The following is a 12,018-nucleotide window of genomic DNA, read 5'->3' as shown; positions in this document are numbered from 1 at the left end:
GTGAACTTTGCGCGATACACTCTTTATCACCCCGTGACCCAGCTGTGATGCTGAGCATCTAGGATAGGATTTGAACCTGCTAGTTCGGCAGGCTTAAATCTTGGGGAGACACCTCTATGAACAAGCTTACTACAGTCACTGCTATCTGCTTATTTAGCCTAATGGCAACGGCTAGCCACGCCGATGACATGATGTCCGAAGAGGGCATGATGGAAGACGACATGTCTCAGTCTATGGAGAGTGAGTCAATGGAAAAAAGTGACATGGCGATGGATGATATGTCCGACGCGATGGACGATTCCATGGACGGTTCTATGGACGGGGATATGCATGCTGACAGTATGTCTGACGATGGCATGGAAATGGAGAAAGACATGGAAATGCAAGACGAGGACATGTAAGACGAGGACATACAAGCTTCTGCCACACTATTAATCTGAGCATTCAAAAGCTGGGATACCTATGACACGAAACGTACTGATTATTGAGGACAACCCGGGTATCGGTGAGCTCGTCCGCATGCATGTGGCCGAGCTTGGCATGAACCCCGTTCTTTGTGAACGGGGTGATACCGGGCTTGAACGTTTTCGTGAAGGCGGTATCGACCTTGTGGTTCTCGACCTGATGCTGCCCGGCTTGGATGGGCTGTCGATTTGCCGCGAAATCCGCTCCGGCCCAGGTTACGTTCCGGTACTGATGCTAACCGCTAAAAGCACTGAGCTGGACCGGGTTCTAGGCCTGGAAATGGGGGCGGATGATTACCTCACTAAGCCTTTCAGTGTGGCTGAACTATCGGCAAGGGTGAAAGCCTTGTTCCGACGCGTAGATGCCATGGCATCTGCCACCGTCACGCAACCCAGCCAGCAAGAATTAATCACCGACGGGCTGCGCATTGATCCGCTGCGTCGGCGGGTGTTTATAAAAGATCAGCCCGTCGAACTCACTGCCCGGGAATTTGACCTGCTATGGCACTTTGCCAGCCACCCAGGTCGGGTATTCAGCCGTATCCAACTGCTCGACACTGTGTGGGGCTACAGCCACGAAGGTTACGAGCATACCGTCAATACCCATATCAACCGCTTACGGGGCAAGATCGAAGCAGACCCCGCTGACCCGGCGTTTATCCAAACCGTTTGGGGGGTGGGCTATCGCTTCCGCGAATAAGTTATGCTGAAAACACTCTATACTCGGCTAGCCTTAGGCTTGTTTCTGTTATTGCTCGTCGTCGGCCTGCTATATACCTTCATCAGCCTCTATTCGCTGCGTGAATACAACGCTTCGGTCAATCAGGCGTTACACCAGAATCTGGCCAAAAATCTAGTGTCAGACAGAAACCTAGTCAGCAACGGGCAGCTTGATAGTAGCGCCCTGGAAGAACTGTTCGCACTCTACATGGCCATTAATCCCAGCATCGAGATCTACCTGTTAGGGCTGGATGGCACCATTCTGTCTTATTCAGCAGATCCAGCGAAGATTAAACGCAAGCAAGTCTCGATGGCCCCCATACACAGGCTGATGGATGACACGAGCCTTTATCCGATACTCGGCGATGACCCCAGAAGTCACGATCGGCAGAAAGTCTTTTCCGTTACCCCAGTGCCAACAGCAGACAACCCCGAAGGATACCTTTATGTGGTATTGCGGGGTGAAGAGTACGACGCGGCGGAAACCATGGCCCGTGGTGGCAAACTACTGGAAATGAGCGCCTGGGCGTTGCTGGTCAGCCTAACCGTGGCGATGCTCGCGGGGCTGACTATTTTCCGCCTGCTGACCCGCCGCCTGAGATCATTAACACGGCGAGTAGAAGCGTTCGAAAACAGCGACATGAGCCAGCCCCAACTCGACAACAAATGGCACGACAAACAGTCCGTGGTGCGTGACGAGATCGACTATCTGGACGTTACCTTCGACGACATGGCTCGCCGAATTGCCACCCAGATCGAACAACTGACAGAAAAAGATGCCCAGCGCCGTCGCTTGATCGCCCAGGTATCCCACGACCTGCGTACCCCACTAGCCTCCATGCAAGGCTATATCGAAAGCCTGAAATTAAGACGTGACCGTCTCAGCCCCCAAGAACAAGATCGCTTTCTCGACATTGCCCTCAAAGAGGGCCGTCGCTTAAGCCGCTTGGTGGATGAGCTCTTCGAGCTTGCTGCACTTGAGGCAAGAGAGAAACAGCCGGTGTCAGAACCCTTCCCGCTAGCGGAGCTGGTCCATGACGTGGTGCAGAAGCACGACCAAACTGCACGCGACAACCACTTGGCGCTAACGTTAAGTGGCAACCCAGCACTGCCAACCGCATACGCCGACCTAGCGATGACCGAACGTGTGCTGGACAACTTAATCAGCAACGCCATTGCCTACAGCCCCGCTGGCGGCCACATCGACGTTGTGCTTAGTCAAACGAATGGAGAACCACAGGTTTGCATACAAGACAGCGGCCCAGGCATTGCAGAACAGGATCTGCCGCATATCTTTGACCCGTTTTATCGTGGTGAAACCTCTAGTGGCGCCGGCCATGCCGGGCTAGGGCTGGCTATTGCGCGCAGAATCATGACGCTTCAGGGCGGTGATATCGGCGTCGAAAACCTAGCCAGTGGCGGGGCATCGTTCTGTATACGGTTACCCACCGCCCCCTCATCCGCCAACGTTATAAATACGTAATAACCTAGAGAGTTGGTTGTGATAACTCTCATGCAAACTGGTCACAGTAGTCACACCCTTTCCCCATAGCGAGTGGAGACACCACATGCTTATAAAGATTGCCAAACCGAGTGATTTACACGAATCCGATGTAACACCGGAATCTATTTACCTCTCCCGGCGGCGCTTTATGGGCGGCATGGCGGGTTTAGGCGCGGGGCTTGCCCTCTCCGGCCATGTCCGCGCCAGCGAAGATTATGCTGATGTGCCAGAAGGCGATGCCCCAGCCTGGCTGAGGGAAAAAATCAGCGACACCCAATGGCGAGCTATCACCCCCAGCGACCCTGATAAAGATAAAATCGCCCCTTTTGACGATGCCAGCGGCTACAACAACTTTTTTGAGTTTGGCACCGATAAACGCGATCCCGCCCGCCATGCAGGCAGCCTGGAAACCCAGCCCTGGAGTGTGGTGGTCGATGGTGAAGTGAATAACGGCGGGCGCTTTGCCCTAGAAGACTTCGCTAAGCCTGCGCAGTTTGAAGAGCGCATTTACCGCCTGCGCTGCGTAGAAGCGTGGTCGATGGTAATCCCCTGGCTTGGCATCCCCCTTGCTGAGGTGATTCGACGTGCCGATCCCACCAGCAAAGCCAAGTACGTGCGCTTTGAGACCCTGGTGGACCCAGAGCAAATGCCTGGCCAGCGCTCTTCGTTCTCGATAATCGACTGGCCTTATGTGGAAGGTTTACGCCTAGACGAGGCTATGAACCCGCTAACACTGCTCGCCATGGGCATGTATGGCCGTGAACTGCCCAACCAGAACGGCGCACCCTTGCGGCTGGTGGTGCCCTGGAAGTATGGCTTCAAAAGCATTAAATCGATTGTGCGTATCTCACTGGTGGAAGAGCAGCCGGTCAACTCCTGGCAGAAAATCGCCGCTGATGAGTATGGCTTCTACGCCAACGTTAACCCACAAGTTGACCACCCACGCTGGAGCCAAGCCACCGAGCGGCGGCTTCCCAACAGCCTGTTCAACGCTAATACCATTGATACCCAGATGTTTAACGGCTATGCCGACGAGGTCGCCGAGCTATATGCCGACATGGATTTAAGGAAGCACTACTAATGTCTGCGCCACGGGTATGGTTACTGTGGCGGGTAGGCGTTTTCCTGGCAGCGCTCGCGCCGCTGGTGTTCTGGGGCTGGCAGGTAGCGATTAACGCCGCAGGCCCCGAGCCGGGCAACTACCTGCTGCTGAACATCGGCATTGGCGGGCTATGGATGCTGCTGCTCACGCTAAGCCTTACGCCGCTCACCAAGCTCACCCGCTGGAAAGGCTTTGCATTGATCCGCCGTCAGCTTGGTCTGTGGACACTCGCCTACGCCACCCTGCACATGCTCAGCTACGCGCTGTTTATTCTAGGGCTTAACTGGGCGCTACTAGGTAGCGAGCTGGTCAAACGGCCCTACATCATTGTTGGCATGATCGCACTGATCGGCCTTGCCGTATTAGGGGCGACCTCTAACAAATGGTCGATGCGCCGTTTAGGTAAACGCTGGAAGCCGTTACACAAATTTGCCTACATCATTTTAGGACTGGTACTGCTGCACTTCTTTTGGGTGGTGCGCGCCGACATGCAAGAGTGGGCCATGTATGCCGCCATTGCCGCGTTAGTCATGGCAACCCGCCTACCGCCCGTCGCGCGCACACTGCCCAAGTTGCGCTATCGATTGAGTCGTACTTAGGGCTTATAAGAGCTATCAAGCGACGAAACCTAGCCAAGTATGCAGCGCAGATGCTTGCGATAGGCAGCTTTGTCACGCGCTACATCTGGAGCCTTCATTACGTCGTTGGCGATAAAGGTCGGCAGCGCTTCTAAGCCGATAAATTCCTGAGATTTGTGGAACGGGAAGTAAACACCATCCACACCGCGCCCTTCGAAGAAGTTATCCGGTTCATCGAACGCTTCCAAAGGCGCGTTCCAGGTTAACGACAACATATAGCGACGTCCCTGCAGCAGGCCACCACTGCCGTACTGCTTGGTCGGGTCTTGGCGGCTACGGCCATCGCTGGCGTAAAGCGAGCCGTGGCCTTCTGTGAACACCTCATCGATGTAGCGCTTCACAATCCAGGGTGCGCCCATCCACCAGCCCGGCATTTGATACACAATCGTGTCCGCCCACAGGTAATTCTGCACCTCGGCCTTCAGATCATAGCCTTGATCAATCACCGTCTCGCGTATCTGATAGCCCATTTCCTGCAGAGTGCTTACCGCCACGCCGTGAAGCGTATTATTGAGTTCACCGCCAGAGTGGGCAAACGCTTTACCGCCATTAATCAGCAGAATTTTCATTAATAAAACCCCTCATGATAGCCTGACATCCATGCTTATATTCTTTGGCATGGCGTTTAATGAGCGGTATTGTGAGTTCAAAACATGCGAAAAAATAGCGACGCTTCAGCAAGACACTTTTGATTTAAAATCAATAAATAGAGTATTCGCCATTAAGGCAACCGATAACGTTATGAACAGCACTCAATGAAAAGCACCCTTGAAGAACAACAGGCCTTTGTGACGGTCGTCGATAGCGGCTCAATCACCAGCGCAGCCGAACGGCTAGGCATTACGGTTTCTGGGGTTAGCCGTGCGCTCAACCGCCTGGAGCAAAAACTCGGCGCTACCCTGTTACGTAGAACCACGCGTCGCCTGGAGCTGACCGAGGAGGGAGAAACATTCCTAAACCATTGCCGCCGTATTCTCGCCGCCGTGGAAGAAGCCGAAGAAGCCATGCAGAACCGCCACAACCAGCCCCAAGGCAGGCTACGGATCAACGCCGCTCCCAGCTTTATGCAGTTCGTGATTGTGCCGGTGATTGGCGAGTTCCGCGCCCGCTACCCTGGTATTACGCTGGAACTCGACACCCACGACCGCTTTGTCGACCTATTGGAACAGCGGGTCGATTTGGCCATTCGCATTGGCAAGCTTGAAGATTCGTCGCTGCACGCCCGTCTCCTTGGCTACAGCCCGCTGCGCCTTCTGGCCAGCCCCGCCTACCTTAAACGCCACGGCACTCCAGAAAGCATCGACGACCTTCAAGATCACAGCTTGCTAGGCTTCAGCCAGCTCGATCATCTCAATCGCTGGCCACTGTGCCGCGCCGATGGCCAACCCTTGCACATCACCCCAACGCTGGCGGCCTCCAGCGGTAGCACGCTGCTTGAGCTAGCCCTTGGCGGGGAAGGTATTGTCTGCCTCGCCGACTTTATGACCATCACTCCTCGTCGCAACGGCACATTGGTGGATGTATTACCCGGCTGCATAGAAATGCAGATCCAAGCGGTCAATGCCGTGTACTACCGCCAAACCACGCTTTCACAGCGCACCCGGCTGTTTATGGAGTTTTTAGCTGAGCAACTGCCGGGGAAGTATTTGATCGCTTAAATCACTCAATTAGCCGCCCCGAGTGCCCAGAAGCTGTTTGAGAACACGCGACTCCAACACAAAGGGAACGGACATATGATCTTCGCCCTCCACGGTGTGAAAACTGCTACGCAAACCGTATGCCGACAATGCTTCAATCCGCTGGTATAGCTGGCTAGCATCCTGCTGGTTCTGCAGTGAGTCGTTATCGGCCACGGCCAATGACAAGCTGTGATGGATGACATTTACCTCTCCGGCTTCTACCTGCTGCCTAAAATCACGTTCATGTTTCAACAGGTAGCTATTGTTCCACCAGAGGCTGGGGCTGGCCGCGACAATGTGGTTAAACAGATCCGGCCGAGTAAATAAGGCATAAATCGCAAACATACCACCGAACGAGTGCCCATAAAGGCTCTGGTGATTAGCATCTACAGGAAAACGCTCGGCGACCGCCGGCATTAGGCTGTGCTCGATAAAATCCAGCAGTTCATCCTGCCCGCCTTGAGGTGGTTCGTTGTGTTCCTCGGCCACCGGCGGAGATAAATCGTAGGAGCGGCGCAGAAAGTTATGCGGCGCTTCTCCAGGATAACCAATACCAACGATAATGGCTTGGCGGAACTGCTCTTGTGCCCGCTTGGCCTCATGCAAAGAGGCGAAATAAGCGTTGCCATCCAACACATAGATCACCGGGTAACCGCCGCTGTAGGGCACCTCGCCTTCTGGTTTGCTGATCAGGATACGATAAGACGCCCCTTGCTCATTTTGCATTGCCCACTCAAGCGTCTGATCAAGGGTCACTTGACGTTCGGCCGTAACTGGCGACGCATGTGCATGCGTTGCTTGCCCCAAGACGGCCATTAAAGCCAGCCCGGCAAACACGAATATTCTGACGGATAATTGCATGACTAGTTGTCCCCGCGACGCTGCTGCTTAATCACCATTTGTATGAGAGGCTGCCAATCAGGCTGCGCCCAGCACCGCGATAGCAATAGATGCCCTCGCAGGAGATATGCTCTTCGTCCGTTACGTTAGTGGCGTTGAGGCTGGCACGAACTCCCTGAAAAGAGCCCGCGAAATCATAGTGAGCCGCCATATCAATCAGGCTGTATCCAGCGTTTTTATTGCTGTTGGCGTTATCAATGTACTCACTCCCGGTGTAGCGCACACCACCGGAAAGATGCAGTCGTTCCAACGCAGGAACGCGATAATCCACCCAAACGGATGCCAGATGGCGTGGGGTATTCGCCAAGTCACTCCCCTCGTTGCCATCGTTATCTACGGTGATTTCGCTGCGGTTATAGTTGTAACTTGCGGTCATGCGCAGGTTATCGGTGACATTCCCAACAGCCTCAAGCTCCAACCCACGGGTGCGCACCTCTCCGGTTTGGATTTGAAACAGCGGATTGTCGAGATCGGTGGTTTTACGGTTGGTTTCATCAATCTGGTAGATCGCCGCAGTCAACATTGCGTTACTACCTGCTGGCTGGTATTTCACTCCCAGCTCAAACTGCTCACCCTCGGTGGGGTCAAAGTCATTGCCGCTGGCATCGGTGCCGCTCTCCGGCAAGAACGACTGCGCATAGCTAAAGTACGGTGATAGCCCTGAATCGAACGCATAAAGTGCGCCAAAACGCCAAGTGTTCTGCTCATCTTGGCTTTCGCTGGTAGTACCAGTGAGGTTGTTGCGAGTCTCGTCCTGCACCCAATCGCGACGCAGACCTGCGGTCAAACGCCAGTTATCGAGGTTAATCTGATCCTGTAAATAAAGGCCTCTACGATGTTTTTTACCACTGTCGTTGGTCCAAACGTTACTCGGCTGAGCGACAGGCTGACTATAATCCGGGTTGTCGATATCGATCGACGGCGCGCTGCCACCCGCATAAATAACATCGTTCTCAAGATAGGCGTAATCGACGCCTAACATCACCTGGTGCTCCACCGCGCCCTGATCAAAGGTCGCCATGAGCCGGGTGTCGGTGCTAAGCGACTCCATCTCTTCGTAAAGGCCGACACTGCTGCGGCTTAGCGTTGTACCGGCTAAGGTACCTGCAGAAAGGTACTGGTTAGTGGCATCTACCTGACCGTAGCGTACATTTTGCTGCAGCTGCAGTTGGTCACTCCAACGGTGGTTAAATTCATAGCCCAGTGCCCACTGCTGTTGATCCAGCTTGTCGTAGTCTTCATCGCCAGCCCAAAAATGGGTCAGGTTATCGCCGTCCTGATAAGGGCGCGGTGATGCGGAGGTCTGGCGCTCCTGGTACTGCGTAATAAAAGTAATGTCGGTACGTTCGCTCATCTGCCAATGGAGAGTGGGCGCCAGCAGGGTGACATCATTATCCACCTGTTCGATATCTGTTTGTGCATCGCGCATAACACCCACCAAGCGGTACTGCACATCGCTACCTATATCTCCTCCCACATCGAACTGGCCTTGCAGATGGTCATGACTGCCGACCTGCAACTGCACTTCCTTCGTCGCATCTACCTGCGGGCGTTTGCTGACCCGGTTCACCAGCCCACCGGGTGAAAGCTGACCATAGCGCATCGAATCGGGGCCTTTAACTACCTCAATGCGCTCCAGGTTATAGGGCACGGTGGAATAGTAAGAGAGCCAGCCACTATTGGGTTGGCGCAAGCCATCAAGAAAATCGCCATGATATACCGTCGGAAACCCCCTCACCGAGATCAAGTCAAAGCGCGGGTCCATCCCCGACGCTTCCACTCGAACCCCAGCCGTGTAAGCCACCGCCTGCTCTACGGACGACGGCTGGCGGTCACGAAGCTGCTCTTCGGTGACCACACTGACACTTTGCGCAAGCTCTATCAGCGGCGTATCGGTTTTGCTACCTGCCGAGGTGCTAAAGGCCAAATAACCATCACTATCGATTCGGTTGCCCACCACTTCCACGGTATCTAACACCATGTTCTCTGCGCTAGACGCTTTTTCCATGACATAGTCCGCAGGCCCCCGCTTGACCACTTTCAAACCACTGCCCTGCAGCAACTGGGCGAATCCCTCTTCCACACTATAACGTCCATGCAATCCAACGCTTTGCAGGTCTTCAGTGAGATAAGCAGAAAAAGACAACACAACGCCCGCATGACTAGCGAACTGGCTCAATACACTGCCCAGTGCTCCCGGTTCGATGTTGTATGCCTGTTGGCTAGCAGCCTGTTGTGCCCGTCCGTCCGCTGTTTGCGCCTGCGCTGCCTGAAGAGGCAACAACACCATCGAACTCATCAGGGCGCAGCCCAGGGCGATGCCGCCAAGCGCACGCGTGGGTTTGCCATCATGGTGGTATCGAAGTGATATGAGTGTCTGCTTGGGATTAAAGGGTGTGGTCATCGTAATCTCGTCAATTCCAGAATCGGTTGCTTTATCTCTGGGTCGAACGAGATTGAAAAAGGGACAATAAATAATTCAACTTTTTATTCGCTAGGTTTTAGGGTTACCCAATATTGGGTCAAGCGGTCGACGCTAACCGGCAACGCATTGGCAATGGCTTGGAGCGCCCGGTCGATATCATCAATAGGGAAAGCGCCTGACACTCTCAACCCAGCAATAGAGGGGGCACAGCGCAGTACACCTGTGCGATACCGGCTCAGCTCTGCTACCAAACGGCTCAGTGGCCAGTCCACCGCCACCAGTAGACCGCGCGTCCAGCTATCCGCCTGGGCGTTGGCGGTGACGACTTCCACATTAATCGAGCTCATCTGCGCCTGCTGTCCGGCAACAAGACGTTGCGTCTCACCACCCGCCGACTGCGGGATCAACTCGACCTGATCTTCCATCACGGTAACCTGGGTCGACGTATCCAGCTTACGCACGGTAAACACGGTGCCCAACGGCACCACAGCGCCCTGCTCGGTATGCACTTGAAGCGTTTTGGCAGCAGTCACGTTTCCAGTTCCATCCCGCGTGCGAATAAAGATTTCGCCTGCATAAAGGCGAATCAACCGGGCAGTCGAGGTTTCCACTACATCCAGTGCGGTGGCGGTATTGAGCACCAGTTGCGTACCGTCCGCCAGCGTATATTGGCGCCGCTCGCCCCGTGCGGTACGGTGGCTGGCCATCCAGCTTTCCACAGGTGCCTGCTGCCAGGCCAACGAGCCCAGGGCACCTCCTACTGCCAACAAGGCAAAGCCGCGCAGCACGGCTCGTCGGCTATGACTCTGGCGTTGTTTGATCTGCAACGCATTGAGCGAAAGAGTGCCAGGCATCACCTGCAATTGCTGACGCAGTTTTTCCACCTGCTGCCAAGCCTGAACATGATCCGGATCTGCTTCCAACCAAGCATTATGTGCCTGTTTTTGCTGCTCAGTAACATCCTCCGAGCACAGCAGTGCGTACCAGCGGGCAGCCGCTCTGAGAGTATCTTTGCGGGCTGACTGGGTATCGCTCATAGCGATTCTTCGCACATCAACAGCAGACAATGTTCAGTCGCCTTAGCCATGTACTTTTTCACCGAGCTGACGGACACCCCCAAGCGTTCGGCGATCTCGGCATAACGCAGCCCTTCCAAATGGCAGAGCAAAAATGCTTGGCTTACCTTGTTGCCTAACCCTTCCAACATTTCATCAATCTGCAACAGGGTTTCCAGAATCAAGGCCTGCTCTTCTGGCGAGACAACCACCGGCTCAGGTTGCTGCTTCAAGGCTTCTAACCAGGCTTTTTCCAATGCATCCCGACGCACAAAGTCCACCCATACCCGGCGGGCGATGGTGGTCAGAAAGTTACGTGGCTCATGCAGTTTGCTAATTTGGGAGGAATTACTTGGGGAGGAGAGAATGCGCAGGAAGGTATCCTGAGCCAGATCAGCCGCCTGCCAGCTACAGCCCGTTTTGCGCTGCAGCCAACGCTGCAACCAGCCATGATGTGCATTATACATCTCGGCCAATGGCGTATTCTCAGCTGAAACAGGCATTCCCCCTCCGATAAACGATCAGCAAACGGAGAGACATTCTAATAACAGCCATTAGTTAATACAAATCATTATTATTTTCTTTAAGAATACTATCGCCCTCACTAGCGGCGATCCATTCATGAAAGGACCTCTCCTCGGCGTCGCTCCCCTTGAGGGCATAATAAACCAGCCGTAAGTGGCGCTCTTCATCGACAGTGAGTGTCGTGTGCTCGAACGCCACCTCGCCCAGCTCCTCAAGGTAAAGATGACGCACTCCCTGGCAAGGGGCGTTGACCTCCTGGGTTTTCCACACCAGCTTAAACTCAGGCGAAACCTTGGTTAACTCTTCGACAAGCTCATCAATAGCGGGGTCTTGCGCCGCACGGGCAAAGTCGCGCCGAAAGCTGGAGAGCATTTGGCTGACCTGCGCTTCCCAGGGTGATAAGCGCTGACGCATACCAGGGTCGGTAAATAGCAGCCACAGCAGATTGCGGCGCTCAGGCACATGGGACGAGAAGTTGAACAGCTTATCGGCGGCACCGTTCCACGCCAGCACATCCCAGCGTAAGTTAAGAATATACGCAGGTCGTGTCGGCAAATCGTCCATCAACGTTTGGATCAGCGGTGGCACGCTGCACCAGGTTTTGCCTAGCTCAGAGGGTAACCGCTGATGAGTCAGTAAGAACAAATGGCGTCGCTCAGCCGCATCCAACTTAAGCGCTTTGGCTAGATTGTCCAGAAAAGTCGCCGATACGCTAATATCGCGCCCCTGCTCTAACCAGGTATACCAAGTCAGTCCCACGCCCGCTAAGGCGGCGACTTCTTCGCGCCTTAACCCCGGCGTACGCCTTCGGCGGCCACGAGGCAGGCCCATCTCTTCCGGGGCGATTTTCTCTCGATGTTTACGGAGAAATTCAGCCAAATCTTGCCGCGCTCGAGTCAGCGTCCGGGGTGCAGTCATTTTGTTACCTTTGAGAACTCATCACTTCTAATAAGCTAGCACTTTTAATAACCTAGCACTTTTAGTAATAGCATAAACAGTTAAATTG

12 protein-coding genes are annotated in these 12,018 nt (G+C 54.3%); 6 read left to right on the top strand and 6 right to left on the bottom strand.

Annotated features, from left to right (window positions below; genetic code table 11):
* The first annotated feature begins 116 nt into the window (after nucleotides 1-116).
* From NDQ72_04310 to msrQ, 5 genes are all read left to right on the top strand, one after another.
* Nucleotides 117-401 (top strand): hypothetical protein, encoded by a 285-nt coding sequence (locus tag NDQ72_04310; GenBank protein WKD29176.1) that lies wholly within the window; start codon nucleotides 117-119, stop codon nucleotides 399-401.
* 61 nt (nucleotides 402-462) lie between these two features.
* The gene (locus tag NDQ72_04305) at nucleotides 463-1,164 is read left to right on the top strand and encodes a response regulator transcription factor (GenBank protein WKD29175.1); all 702 of its coding nucleotides are present in this window, start codon (nucleotides 463-465) and stop codon (nucleotides 1,162-1,164) included.
* A gap of 3 nt (nucleotides 1,165-1,167) precedes the next feature.
* A complete protein-coding gene (locus NDQ72_04300) occupies nucleotides 1,168-2,667 on the top strand; it encodes a HAMP domain-containing histidine kinase (GenBank protein WKD29174.1) in 1,500 nt (499 codons plus the stop codon).
* An 85-nt stretch (nucleotides 2,668-2,752) separates the two neighbouring features.
* Nucleotides 2,753-3,769 (top strand): protein-methionine-sulfoxide reductase catalytic subunit MsrP, encoded by a 1,017-nt coding sequence (gene msrP / locus NDQ72_04295; protein ID WKD29173.1) that lies wholly within the window; start codon nucleotides 2,753-2,755, stop codon nucleotides 3,767-3,769.
* A complete protein-coding gene (msrQ, locus tag NDQ72_04290; GenBank protein WKD29172.1) occupies nucleotides 3,769-4,389 on the top strand; it encodes a protein-methionine-sulfoxide reductase heme-binding subunit MsrQ in 621 nt (206 codons plus the stop codon). The genes msrP and msrQ overlap by 1 nt, the downstream gene beginning before the upstream one ends.
* Before the next feature lie 29 nt (nucleotides 4,390-4,418).
* On the opposite strand, the gene NDQ72_04285 is transcribed toward msrQ, so the two are convergent.
* Complete coding sequence (locus tag NDQ72_04285; protein WKD29171.1) at nucleotides 4,419-4,997, bottom strand: NAD(P)H-dependent oxidoreductase; 579 nt, start codon at nucleotides 4,995-4,997, stop codon at nucleotides 4,419-4,421.
* Between the two features lie 186 nt (nucleotides 4,998-5,183).
* Here NDQ72_04285 and NDQ72_04280 point away from each other — a divergent pair, with 186 nt between their 5' ends.
* Nucleotides 5,184-6,086: a LysR family transcriptional regulator gene (locus NDQ72_04280; protein WKD29170.1), complete on the top strand. Its 903-nt coding sequence runs from the start codon at nucleotides 5,184-5,186 to the stop codon at nucleotides 6,084-6,086.
* Between the two features lie 9 nt (nucleotides 6,087-6,095).
* Here NDQ72_04280 and NDQ72_04275 read toward each other — a convergent pair whose 3' ends face one another.
* The 5 genes from NDQ72_04275 to NDQ72_04255 all read right to left on the bottom strand — a co-directional run bounded on the left by NDQ72_04275 (nucleotide 6,096) and on the right by NDQ72_04255 (nucleotide 11,930).
* Nucleotides 6,096-6,968: an alpha/beta hydrolase-fold protein gene (locus NDQ72_04275; GenBank protein WKD29169.1), complete on the bottom strand. Its 873-nt coding sequence runs from the start codon at nucleotides 6,966-6,968 to the stop codon at nucleotides 6,096-6,098.
* Nucleotides 6,969-6,999: 31 nt separating this feature from the next.
* Nucleotides 7,000-9,411 carry a TonB-dependent siderophore receptor gene (locus NDQ72_04270; GenBank protein ID WKD29168.1) on the bottom strand — a complete coding sequence of 804 codons (2,412 nt, stop codon included), beginning with the start codon at nucleotides 9,409-9,411 and terminating at the stop codon, nucleotides 7,000-7,002.
* Between the two features lie 83 nt (nucleotides 9,412-9,494).
* Nucleotides 9,495-10,469: a FecR domain-containing protein gene (locus tag NDQ72_04265; GenBank protein WKD29167.1), complete on the bottom strand. Its 975-nt coding sequence runs from the start codon at nucleotides 10,467-10,469 to the stop codon at nucleotides 9,495-9,497.
* On the bottom strand, nucleotides 10,466-10,990 hold the full coding sequence (locus tag NDQ72_04260) for a sigma-70 family RNA polymerase sigma factor (protein ID WKD29166.1): 525 nt from the start codon (nucleotides 10,988-10,990) through the stop codon (nucleotides 10,466-10,468). Before NDQ72_04260 ends, NDQ72_04265 begins: the two co-directional genes overlap by 4 nt.
* A 55-nt stretch (nucleotides 10,991-11,045) precedes the next feature.
* On the bottom strand, nucleotides 11,046-11,930 hold the full coding sequence (locus tag NDQ72_04255) for a helix-turn-helix transcriptional regulator (GenBank protein WKD29165.1): 885 nt from the start codon (nucleotides 11,928-11,930) through the stop codon (nucleotides 11,046-11,048).
* Nucleotides 11,931-12,018 lie beyond the last annotated feature (88 nt).

It is taken from the genome of Halomonas sp. KG2 (assembly GCA_030440445.1).
Classification (GTDB): domain Bacteria; phylum Pseudomonadota; class Gammaproteobacteria; order Pseudomonadales; family Halomonadaceae; genus Vreelandella.
This window is presented reverse-complemented; position numbering and strand designations above follow the sequence as displayed.

Coding starts and splice junctions, on each gene's coding strand:
- NDQ72_04270 (WKD29168.1), bottom strand. CDS start 9,411: ATGACCACACCCTTTAATCCCAAGCAGACACTCATATCACTTCGATAC.
- NDQ72_04280 (WKD29170.1), top strand. CDS start 5,184: ATGAAAAGCACCCTTGAAGAACAACAGGCCTTTGTGACGGTCGTCGAT.
- msrQ (WKD29172.1), top strand. CDS start 3,769: ATGTCTGCGCCACGGGTATGGTTACTGTGGCGGGTAGGCGTTTTCCTG.
- NDQ72_04285 (WKD29171.1), bottom strand. CDS start 4,997: ATGAAAATTCTGCTGATTAATGGCGGTAAAGCGTTTGCCCACTCTGGC.
- NDQ72_04275 (WKD29169.1), bottom strand. CDS start 6,968: ATGCAATTATCCGTCAGAATATTCGTGTTTGCCGGGCTGGCTTTAATG.
- msrP (WKD29173.1), top strand. CDS start 2,753: ATGCTTATAAAGATTGCCAAACCGAGTGATTTACACGAATCCGATGTA.
- NDQ72_04305 (WKD29175.1), top strand. CDS start 463: ATGACACGAAACGTACTGATTATTGAGGACAACCCGGGTATCGGTGAG.
- NDQ72_04265 (WKD29167.1), bottom strand. CDS start 10,469: ATGAGCGATACCCAGTCAGCCCGCAAAGATACTCTCAGAGCGGCTGCC.
- NDQ72_04260 (WKD29166.1), bottom strand. CDS start 10,990: ATGCCTGTTTCAGCTGAGAATACGCCATTGGCCGAGATGTATAATGCA.
- NDQ72_04310 (WKD29176.1), top strand. CDS start 117: ATGAACAAGCTTACTACAGTCACTGCTATCTGCTTATTTAGCCTAATG.
- NDQ72_04255 (WKD29165.1), bottom strand. CDS start 11,930: ATGACTGCACCCCGGACGCTGACTCGAGCGCGGCAAGATTTGGCTGAA.
- NDQ72_04300 (WKD29174.1), top strand. CDS start 1,168: ATGCTGAAAACACTCTATACTCGGCTAGCCTTAGGCTTGTTTCTGTTA.